Origin of the sequence: Bifidobacterium sp. SO1, from assembly GCF_018555335.1 — a bacterium.
Taxonomy (GTDB): Bacteria; Actinomycetota; Actinomycetes; order Actinomycetales; family Bifidobacteriaceae; genus Bifidobacterium; species Bifidobacterium simiiventris.
This window is the reverse complement of record NZ_JAFEJR010000012.1, coordinates 1-10,977: the sequence shown is the minus strand read 5'-3', so window position 1 is coordinate 10,977 and position 10,977 is coordinate 1. Positions and strand designations below refer to the sequence as shown.

The window sequence follows — 10,977 nt, the reverse complement described above, 5'->3', positions numbered from 1 at the left end:
TTGTATCAAGATACTTCTTATTCGATTGTCGGACTGCAAAGATCAGAAAAAGGAATGGGGGCGGAAACTTTTCTTTCGAATCAGTTTCCGCCCCCATTCACCGCATCCTTAATGGACTCGCGTGTGGAGTCGGCTCAGCACAACCGGCTCCACACGCCAAGTCGGTCACCGGGATGCGCGGTGGGTGCCGTGCGCCATCCGGGTCTGACGGCGACGGAGCATGTCGGACAGGAGCGTGCAGCCGGCACCGGTGGCTGCGATGACGCCCAACAGTCCGATAGCGCCGCCGAGCGTGACACCGGTCTTGGCGAGCGGCTGCACATGTACGGTCTCATCCGGGACGCGAGGCTTGCCGTACGTGATGGTATTCACGTCCTTGGTCGGCTTGTCCTTGTCCTTGGTTGGGATGAGGCGTTCACGCCAGTAGAAGTCACCTTCCGTCTTGGCGGTGATTTCAGCCGAGTTGACCTTCGTTGCCCCAGCAGGGACCTTCGCGCATTCGGTGGTTTCGACGAGCTGATCCCTGTTCACGTCGTTGCCGTTGTCCTGCGACCAGTATTCGAACTTGACGCAGTATCCGTCTGGCACGTAGCCGGTGATGTGGGCGGTGTCGTGGATCTTGTCGCCGACAGTGGCCTGATGCGTGTTGGCGGTGGTGGTGATCTTGATGATGCTGGAGGTCTCGTCGGGGTTGCGGGCCACGTCCGTGTAGAACGGGGTTGCATCCGTCTGGGGTTTCGCGTCATCGCCGTCGACCTTTTCCTGATCGGACTTGTCGTTCTGATCGGTCGGGTCGCCTGGTTCCACCGGGTCGGTGGCGTCCGTGGTGTTGTCGCCGCCGGGCGTCGTGTCCATGTCGATCGGGAGCAGACTGTTCGACATGAGGTGCGCGGTCGTGTACACGCCGTTCTTGTCCTTCACGGGCTTGACCGGTTCGCCGGTCTTCTCGTCGCGTCGTGGGCTGGTGAGGCTGAACACGAAGTAGGGTCGGTCGCCGGCCTTGCCCTTGGCGTATGCCTTCGGGCTGGTGATGGTGACCTTGCCGTCCTTCAAGGCGGTGGCGGCGTCCTTGGCGGTGATCACGTACGCGCCGTTTTCGGGGGTGTTCCACTGTTCGACGAGCTTGTCCTTCGAAGCGTCCGTGCCGTCCATGTTCAGAATGTCCCAGCTGATCATGGTGCCTTCGGCGACGGGGCCTTCGATGGTGACCTTATCGACCAGTTTCGCGCCTTCCTCGATCACATCATCGGTCTTTGACCAGGCTTTGATGATGCGGATCGTTTCGGACGGTTCGCGGGCCGCGCCGTACTTGATGACGTTGCCCTGCTCATCCCTGATGACCACGCGGTAGTAGAAGATGCCGGTTTGCGGGAACTTGTATTCGGGGCTGTCGATCATGGTCTGACCGTCCTCGAGCTTGATCGCCTGATCGCCGTCGGCGAGGGTGGTGATCTTCACGTCGTGGGATTCGTCCCCGTCGTTCTGCTTCCACACTTCCCAGCTTGCGGTGAGCGGGCCGGTCAGATCGTCTCGAATGTCCTTGCCGTCCGTCTTGGAGTATTTGATGTTCTCCAGGTCGGTGGAGTCGGACACCGCGTCGCCGAGCATCGCCTCGACCAGTGTTTCGGTGGTCGCCTCGATGCTGCGCGTGGACTCGTTGCTCACACGGTCGTTGCCGCGATGGAACCCGTGATCCCAGTCCTCGTTCGGGAAGCGGATCGCTTCGACGAAGTAGTGGTCGCGGGCTGCGGGCACGGTGACGGTCGGGCTTTCGACGGTCTGGCTGGTGTTGCCGTCCGTGCAGGTCTTGTAGCCAAGCTTGGACAGTTCGACTTCGCCGGTTTCCGTGACCTTCTCGCCCGACTGGTAGTCGTGGAGTTCGAAGTTCGCGATCGCGTCCTGCGGCAGGCAGCCTTCGATCAGCGCGACATCCTTGGTTTCGCCGCCCTTGCTTGTCCACTTCGCGGTTGTGGTGGTGATGCGGATCGCGTGGAACGATTCGCTCTTCACCCGCTTGTCGGAACGGGATTCCTTCACGTTGTCGGGCTGGAACGGGGTTCCGTCCGGCTTGGTGAACACGGTGACCCAATAGTAGTCTCCGGGGTCGGTGATGTGGGCGGGTGCGGAGTCGAGTTCCTTCTGCGCTTCCTTCAACGACACCGGGTCGATGGTCGCGATCTTCTGGTCGTCTTCCGGGTTGTCGCCGGTGGCCTGCTTGTACAGTTCGAATCCGAGCTTGTAGTCGGCGAGCATGTATCCGGTGATGGTCGCATGGTCGTTCACGTCCGCGCCGTGGGTGACGTCAACGTAATCCTCATCCTTGTAGGTGTGGATGTTGTTGGTGCCGGTCACGTCGGTGTCGATGCGGATGACTTCGAATTTCTCCGAATCCACGTTCTTGCCGTCGAAGACAAGCCAGCGATCCGGGTAGCCGTCGCCGACGCCCTGCTGTTTCGCGTTGGCCTGCTTCCAATGGTCTCCGCCTTGCGGATCATCCTTGTACTGGGATGCTCCGGCCTTGTCCATCATCGCTCCGGTGATCACGCCGGATTCGGCTGGCATGCTGGTGTCGCCGCCGGTTCCGGTCCCGTTCTTGGTGTCGTGCGGCTGCTCCGGGGAGTAGAGCTTGACACGCCAGATGTAGGAGCCGACGCCCGGGGAGGTGAGGGTCTTCGTGCGGAAGGTCACGCCGTTCAGGTGTGCGCCGATCGCCTCCGCCGGCACGTCCTGTCGGCCAGTGGTGGCGACCTTCTCGCTGGCGATGCCGTTATGATCCGTGTCGTCGTACGTCTTGTCGGCGTTCTCGCGTGGAGTGCCGTCCTTGGACGTGCGCCACAGTTCGGCCTCGTACTGCATGCCTTCGGGGATGTTGCCCTTCAGGGTGATCTCGTCGCTCACGTTCATGCCGTCGACCCACAGGGTTTCGGTTGAGGTCGTGTCCACGTGGATCACGTCGAACGCCTCCTCCTCGTCGTAGTCGCCGTACCAGACGACATCACGGTTCCTGTCCGTGCTGTCCGTGCCGGTGCCGGGCGTGGTTGTCGGGACGGTGATCTTGACGCGATAGTAGTACTTGGATGCGTCCCATCCGGCCGGCAGGGTGAACGTCTTCGACTTCACGTTCTGATAGTTGTCGAGCGTGTCGTCGCCGGCGTCCGGATGCTGGTCGTCAGGCTTGTTGCCGGTGCCGAGACGGTTGAGCTTGGGGAGTTCGGTCGCGTCGAACGACTGAACCATCTTGCCCTTGTTCTTGCCGTCCTTGCTCCAGATTTCGAACTGCATGCGCGCGCCGTCCGGGGTTTGGGCGGTGTTGCCGACACGGTACGAGTCGTTGTACGGCTCGTACGCGGTCTGATGGAGCACGTCGTACACCTGCAGCGTGTTGTCCTCGTACTTGGAGTCAGCGTCGGAAAGCCATTTCTTCGACACGGTGGTCGAATACTTCTGGACGGGGGTCCGTTCGTACGACTTGTAGCCGGTCTTGTGATCCGTGTTCCACTCGCCGTAGATGTGCTGGTCCAGGACCGCGCCGTTGGACGTTTTGAGCGTGGTCTTCCAGTAGATCATGCCCGCCTTGTCGGTCTTGAACTTTTCGTCGGTGACCTTGACGGTGAGCTTGCCCGGGCGGTTGCCCGTCTGGCCGGCTTTGATCGGGGTCATCTTGTTCGTGTCCAGGGTGACGGTCTTCTCGGCGATCTTGTACATGCCCTGATCGCCGTTGTCCTCCGTGCTTTGACGGTACATTTCGACGGTGACGGTCGAATGCTGCGGGATACGGCCGATCACGCCGGTCGGATTGCTGTTGCCCTGACCCTCATGCACCACGCCGTCCGTGGATTCCTCCGCAGCGGTTTCATCGTACACGGTGATCTCATCGTACAATTGTTCGCCGGTCGCGCCGAGCTTCTGTGCGGTCGACGTGACGATGCCGCCCGGCTGGATGAACGTGGTCTCCGACGGGAGGCCAAGATCATGCCGGCTGATCTCCTTGCCGTTCGGCGCGTACAGGATCGCCTGCCAGTACACTGCGCCAGACTCCATGGTCTTCGTCTTGGGGCTGGTGACGGTGAAGTCGATCTTCGCGCTCGCGTCCGCGTCCTTGTCCGCGATCGGGACCTTCACGTTGTCGAGCAGTCTGCCGACGGTCGTGTCGGGGTCTCCGGGGACGGGCTTGTATGCGGTGAACGTGACGTAGCTTCCGCGTTCGACCTTGCCGCTGATAGTGGCCTTGTCGGCGAATTCCTCGCCGGGCTTGGCGGTGGTGCGGGTGACCTGCGTGGTGATCTTCGGCGGGGTGACGCGCACGGTCTCTTCGGGCAGGCCGAGGTCATGCTTGGCGATGACCTTGCCGTTCGGATCCAACAGTTCGGCGAGCCAGTACACGTTGCCGACGGTCATGGTGCTGGTCTTCTTGGAGGCGACGGTGAACGGCGTGGTGGCGCTGTTCTTGGCCTGTTCGGCGGTGACCTTCACGGTTTCCGTGTAGAGCACGCCGGCCTTGGTGTCCGGATCCAAATCGACCGGATTGTAGGCGGTGAAGCGGATGCTGGATCCTTCCAGCACCTTGCCGGTGACGGTGGCCTTATCCGAGAATTCCTGTCCCAGGCCGACGTCGGTGCTGCTCACATGGGTGGTGATGACCGGCGGGCGGACGGTGACGGTTTCCGTCGGCAGGCCGAGATCATGCTTGGCGATGACGGTGCCGTCTGGGTTCAGGAGTTCGGCCATCCAGTACACCTTGCCGGGCGTGCCGGTGTGCGTTTCACCGGATTTGACGGTGAACGGGGTCGTGCCGCTCTTCGATGCCTGAGCGTCGGTGATCTTCACGGTTTCCGTGTAGAGCACTCCGGCCTTGGTGTCGGGAGCGCCTTGGACGGGCTTGTATGCGGTGAATCGCACGCTGCTGCCCTTCAGGACCTTGCCGGTGACGATCGCGCTGTCGTGGAACTTCTCATCCATGCCGACGTTCACGTCGCTCACGTTCGTGGTGATCGACGGCGGGACGACGGTCACGGTCTCCTCGGGCAGTCCGAGCGAATGCGTGGCGAGCAGGGTGCCGTCCTTCGCGTAGAGTTCGGCCTGCCAGTACACGTGGCCCGCCTTGCCCGTCGAGATTTCGGGGCTGGATACGGTCACGATGCCGGTCTTGGATGCGGTGGCCTGCGCGGCGGTCAGGACGATCTTCGTGTCCTTGAGGAGGAGTCCCGCAGTCGTGTCGGGCTGGCCGTCGACCGGATTGTAGGCGCGGAACAGCACATAGTCGCCCGCCTGCACGGTGCCGGAGATGTCGGCCTTGTCGGTGAACTTCTCACCCAGTCCGACGGTGGTCTGGCTCACATGGGTGGTGATGCCCTGCTTCATGACGTGGACGGTTTCGCCGGTGGCTCCCGGTTCGTGCGTGGCGAGCACGGTGCCGTCTGCCTTGTGGACGGTCGCGACCCAGTACACGTCGCCGGCCTTCGACGCGGTGACGTCGGGACTGTCGATGTCGATGCTCGTGTTCCACTGGCTGTTCGCGGTCTTCGCGGCGGGGATTGTGACCTTCGCGCCGTTGAGGAGCTTGGTCATGCCGGTCGTGTACCGGTCGGCGGGGCCGTATGCGTCGAAGGTGACGTATGCGCCGGTGGGGAGCTTGCCGGTGATGGTCGCGGTGTCGTGGAATTTCTCACCGGGGTAGACGATGCTGTCGCTCACCTTGGTGGTCACGCTTACGCCGCGTACGATCACGGTTTCGTTCTCGATGCCGAGATGGTGGGATGCGAGTTCGTTGCCGTTCGCGTCGTAGAGGCGGGCCTGCCAGTACACGTTGCCGATCGTGTTGGTTTTGACCTTGGGGCCGATCACGTCGAACGCCTTGACGTTGGAGTTGTCGGCCTGTGCGTCCGTGATGTTGACCCTGATGTTGTCGGCGAGTTTCGCGGCTCCCGTATTGGGGCTGCCGGTGACCGCGTCATAGGCGGTGAAGGTCACGTAGCTACCTCGGGTGACGGTGCCGCTGATGTGGGCGACGTCGTAGAATTCCTCGCCTTGGGCGACTTCGGTCTTGCTCACGTTGGACGTGAGATCGACGGGCGTGTCATCCTGCGACACGAAGCTGCGCTCCCACGGGTCGTTGTACGCGCTCTTGAACGCGTGCGCGCGGTCGGAGCCGGGGAAGTCGTAGACGAACACGTAGTAGCCGGTGCGTGTGCGATCCTTCGCGCTGATGTTCACGTTGGTGGCGACGGTCTTCGCTGTGCCGGTGTTGTTCTGGCGGAAGGTGATCACTCCGCCGCCGACCTTGTACGTGCCGTTGCCTGCGGGCACCTCCCATTCGCCGAGGAGCTTGTGATGATCGTCCGCCTTGGGTTCCTCCGTGCTGGTCGGCTTGTAGGCTTCGTCCTGCTTGCGATCACCGGTGCCGCTGCCGGCCCACCAGACGCGGATCTTTGCCTTCGCGTCGGCTCCGAAGTCGTTGTCGCCTTTGAAGCTGCCGTAGTCGGTGGGGAGTCCGCCGATGGTGATCGTGTCCATGATGTCCTTGTTCATGCCGGACTGCTGTTCGAGTACGACGGAATCATGGTTCGGGCGGGTGATGATGACGCTGGTTTCGCTGGCGATGCCGATCTCGTGGATCGCGTCCCCGGCGATCTGGCCGATGGTGGCGGCCGGCTGGTCGTTCTTGTCGATGACCCACACCCAGCTGCCGGTTCCGCCGTCGTTGCTGGTCTTGTAGTCGGTGCCGTCGGCCTTCTTCGCGGTGGCGGTCTTGGTCTGTCCGCTGCCGGTGAACGTGAGGCTGGCGGTCGCGACCGGCGCGCCGTATCGGGCGGTGACCCGGTTCAGATATGAGGATGCGCTTTCGTCGTTGTTTCGGCTGATCCGGGTGAAGGAGCCGTTGATGTGATAGTAGTAGCCTTTCGCCTTGACTTCGGTGCCGGCCGGCCATGACGTGCCTCCGGATGTCACCTGATCGGCGACGGTGCCGCCCGCATCAACGCCTTTGGACGTGACCTGAGTGTTCGCGATCGTCGGCTGGAAGGCATTCTCAACCTTGAACGAGGCGGTGTTGGTGACCGTTTCAGGATCAGAGAACCGAAGGAGATCCTGATTTGGGCTGTTAAGTCTCTCCGCCTTGAGGTCTTGATAAGAGATGTTGACTTTCACTTCGCCGCTGCCGGTCGCATGCCATGCCAGATGCTCTTCGGAACCGGTGGTCACACCAGAGTAGGTGTCGCTCCCGTTCGAATCCCAAACAGCCGGACCATTTATCTTGACGGTATATGCGACGCCGCTTACCCAGCCGCCGTTCGCATTCATGATGCCGGGGTTGAACTTGCCGGTACGCTTCGCCGTGGTGTATTCCACGGAGGCGTTCACCTGACTCGGCATGTTGTTCTTCGCGTCGTTCCACAGTTCGTTGGCCTTGTTGACGACCTGATTCCAGTCGCCGTTCGACAGGCCGGCCGTGGCGAACGCGTTCATGAACGTCGCGCCCTGCGGGTCCAGCTTCATATGCACGAGGTACGCGATCGCGGCCTGCGTGAGATCATCAGGATTCCCGTTGTTGTTGCTCGCGATCCACGCGACCTTCTTCGCGTCATCGTCGGTCAGATCCGACCAGGTGCCGACGACGCCCGTATACAGTGTATCCGCCTCCACACAGTACGCGTACCGGCCATCCACGGTCGCGACAGGGCCGATGCCGAACGCGCCATGATAATTCACGGTGTTCGGAAACGTCACGCTGAAGCTACTGTTCGCCGTATAACCCGGCATGCCGATCGCGCCGCCATCCGTCTGCTCCGCGTGCGCGACGCTCGCGCCCACGAAACCAGCAGCCAGAGTGGCAACGGCGGCAGTCAACGCCACCGCACGTTTGCCGAGATTTTTCAACCAGCCGCTTCCCTTATCCCTTGGGGATGCTGTGCTGAAAGGTTTCCCCATATCTGATCTCCTAACATGAGATGTGTTTGTTGAACACCATTCACGCTAGGAGACTGATTCAGCGTATTGTTTTCGGGTTGAAAAAATCGGGAAGAAACGGTTGGGCGCTGATTTTCGAAGTCGCGGTTTGTCGTTGTCAGGGAATGCACCCCATCCTTTTAGTTAGAATGGGGGGATGACCAGACTTGGAATCCTTCCGCCTATGAAAACTGCCGGCGATCATTCGCTATCATTCTCTGATCGCATTCGCTTGTATATCCGACTGTCGGAGGAGCGGCGGCGGGATCTTGAGTACGGTTTCAACCCGTACGTTTCAGCTCATACGGGACATTATCGAGCAGACAGCCAAAACGATCATGGTAAGTGGTGACCAAATCATCGTTTCCGTTTGTTCTCAGGCCATACGTCATGATTGGGGTCATACCAAATGATATGGATGACATTGCCTTCCCTATAACCGAAGATCCGCTCCGATTGCGAGTTACCAATGACAACCTTGCATAAACATTCGGCATCAGGAACGATCCTCAAATACTTCGAATAGGCGGAAGAGTTCTTGGCTTTTAGTTCTTCCACCGGATAGTCACCGACATCATCGTTTGCTCGAGCTTGTTCCAGCGTCTCGGCTTCGATGTGTTGAAGTCTTTTTAGAACTTGTTTATGCTGCGGTTTGGTCATGTCATGCATGCACCAGTCGGAGAAATCAACCAAATCGAAACGAAAACGTATCATCTCACGGTTGAACGACGGTCTGATCAACATCGGTTCGCGCCGGTCGGCCGAAGTTTGTCGTATAACTCGTCTCGAATCAGAGGATTCCTGTTTGCGAACTCTTCTCTTGCCCCTACGGTCAGACATATGTCATCGATCCGCGTCGGGATAACTGTAAAAGTCATACATGGCGGCATCGGTGATCTCATTATGGCTTCTCGCTCCATCAGGAACTCCTCTACGAGCATCACGCCAAGGAGCCTCTGAGTGAGTCTGGTCAATGAGTTCGTATGGCTGCATGTCGCCATAAGCATTCAGCACAGAGTCGATACTGGCCTTTTCATCATCAGTCACATTCGCAGGATTCCCCTTGCCGGATGGGAGGTGCGATACACGAAATTCGCCTTTATGCTCCTGATACAGGTCCGGGCAGACCGGGCCATTCGCCCACGCCTCAATTCTCTGCGGGAACAGAGAGTTGCCAGTCCATGCGAGATGCCATGCCTTCGAATAGTAAACGAGCTTCTGCAATTTCATCGTGGTCATTGTCCCCTGTTTGTCGAGAATATAGGCGGCCACGTCGAACACGCTTGCCATGTCTCTCACCTCCCATCAGCTTTCTCCCATTATGCCTTGGGATCGGAGGCTGAGGCAAATCCGAAGGATTGACCGGCGATGAGCAAAGCTTCCCTTATCTGAGCCTCGGATGGTTTCTCGTACAGGATCACTGGGCCGAGATTGCGGTCGATGGCGGTCAGATACCTGTTGCGTCCGTTGCCGGTCGTGGCGACGTGTCGGAACGGCATGAATCGTCGGTTCGGATCGGTCGTGGTAAGCACGACGATTCTGGACGGCTGGGGCACTGTCTCCATGATGCGCAGATTGTGCGCGGTGAACACAAGCTGGCCGCGCGCGTTCAAGGCGAATTCCCGGATGAGCACGCCGAGCAGATGCTCGTAGATGCCGGTGTCGAGTTCGTCGATGGCGATGAGCGCATCCGGATCATTGTACGCGTGGATGAGGAAGGTGAGCATGGATACGATGCGCTGCACGCCTTCGGATTCCTTGCGGAACGGTATCGTCGCATTCCCGCGTCGGGATCGGAGGCTTACCCGGATGCCGGTGGAGCCGTCGTCCAGATCATCCTCTCCCCTGTCGGCCAGTTCCAAAGTGAGTCCGGGGATGATCGCGGGAAGGATGATGTTGAACGTGTCGATCTGGGCGTGGAGCCGTCGCGCGTTTTCTGGTGGAAGGGTGATGGTTTCGCGCATGACCTCGTACAGTCGGTCATCGTATCCGCCTTCCTGGAGATCGTCAACGGCGATCGGAAGCCGATGTAATGCGACCTGTCCGCCGCGTCCGGTGGTCAGGATCGCGATGTCCCGTTCCGCATACCGGCGCAGTTCGGCGAGCAGGGAGAACAGGTTGGGATGCGAGTCCAGCGCCTCTCCGGCTCGTGACGGGAGCCGTCGTCTGACGGTTTCGAGGTCATGGTCGAATCCTTGGGTCAGTTCCCGTGAGAAGACGAATGACCGGTGCTGTAGGCGTCCGTCACGGTTGGCGAACATGAGTCGCTGTTCCAGTCTCCTATGGTCGGCGAGCGTATCCCACAGATATCCGGGTTTGACGTTGAGCGTCAGATCGTCGCTGGGGTGCCATGAGATGATCGGCCGGCCCAGCCGTTTTTCGGTCGAACCGGTTTTGATTTCCTCCTCGAGGATCATAGGCGTTCCGTCGTCGAGGCCGATCGTGACGTGATATGAGAGGTATTCGTCATTGATGTGGAAGGTCGCTTCGAGTTCGAGTGGTTGTCGGTCCGGGTTGATCGTCTCCTGCGTCTCGTAGTCGAGGGAATGTCCGGACATGAGCGTCTGGAGGATGCTGATCGCGTCGATGGCGGTGGTTTTGCCTGATCCGTTCTGACCGTAGATGCCAGTCACGCAGCCTCCGATCGGGAGCGTGTGGAAGGTGATTCGCCCGTGGTTGACATTGCGAACGTTGGTCATTGTCAGTCTGATCAGTCTTGTCATTCCAAACCGGATCCTCTCCTATAATGCGAAAACGATTATTTTATACTGCTTTTTCATTATAGGCTTTGATCGTGTGGGAGGCAAAGACATCCCATAATGCAAACGTACATGAAAAACAGCTCTCCTCATAAGTCTCCGCCGGAGCCAATACCGTATCCTGCTGTCTGATATGGAGGCGATGCTGGCGGGTTCCAGTGATCGTTGCAACGCCTGATGATCCGAGAGGAGAGATCAGGTGGGCAAGTGGGTGTTCGACGGTGTCAAGTACGCGACCCGGAGCCTGATGTGCGAGGCGCGCCGCGAGCGGTAT

At 59.8% G+C, this 10,977-nt stretch carries 5 protein-coding genes; all 5 read right to left on the bottom strand.

Features of this window, described 5'->3' with window-relative positions; all coding sequences use genetic code 11:
• Window positions 1–165: 165 nt before the first annotated feature.
• The gene (locus JS541_RS09655) at window positions 166–7,926 is read right to left on the bottom strand and encodes a hypothetical protein (RefSeq protein ID WP_214374254.1); all 7,761 of its coding nucleotides are present in this window, start codon (window positions 7,924–7,926) and stop codon (window positions 166–168) included.
• Window positions 7,927–8,301: 375 nt separating this feature from the next.
• Window positions 8,302–8,604 (bottom strand): hypothetical protein, encoded by a 303-nt coding sequence (locus JS541_RS09650; RefSeq protein WP_214374253.1) that lies wholly within the window; start codon window positions 8,602–8,604, stop codon window positions 8,302–8,304.
• 183 nt (window positions 8,605–8,787) lie between these two features.
• On the bottom strand, window positions 8,788–9,234 hold the full coding sequence (locus JS541_RS09645; RefSeq protein ID WP_214374252.1) for a type II toxin-antitoxin system antitoxin SocA domain-containing protein: 447 nt from the start codon (window positions 9,232–9,234) through the stop codon (window positions 8,788–8,790).
• 29 nt (window positions 9,235–9,263) lie between these two features.
• The gene (locus JS541_RS09640; protein ID WP_214374251.1) at window positions 9,264–10,667 is read right to left on the bottom strand and encodes an AAA family ATPase; all 1,404 of its coding nucleotides are present in this window, start codon (window positions 10,665–10,667) and stop codon (window positions 9,264–9,266) included.
• A gap of 40 nt (window positions 10,668–10,707) precedes the next feature.
• A partial coding sequence (locus tag JS541_RS09635) for a hypothetical protein (protein WP_214374250.1) occupies window positions 10,708–10,977 on the bottom strand: 270 nt, incomplete at its 5' end.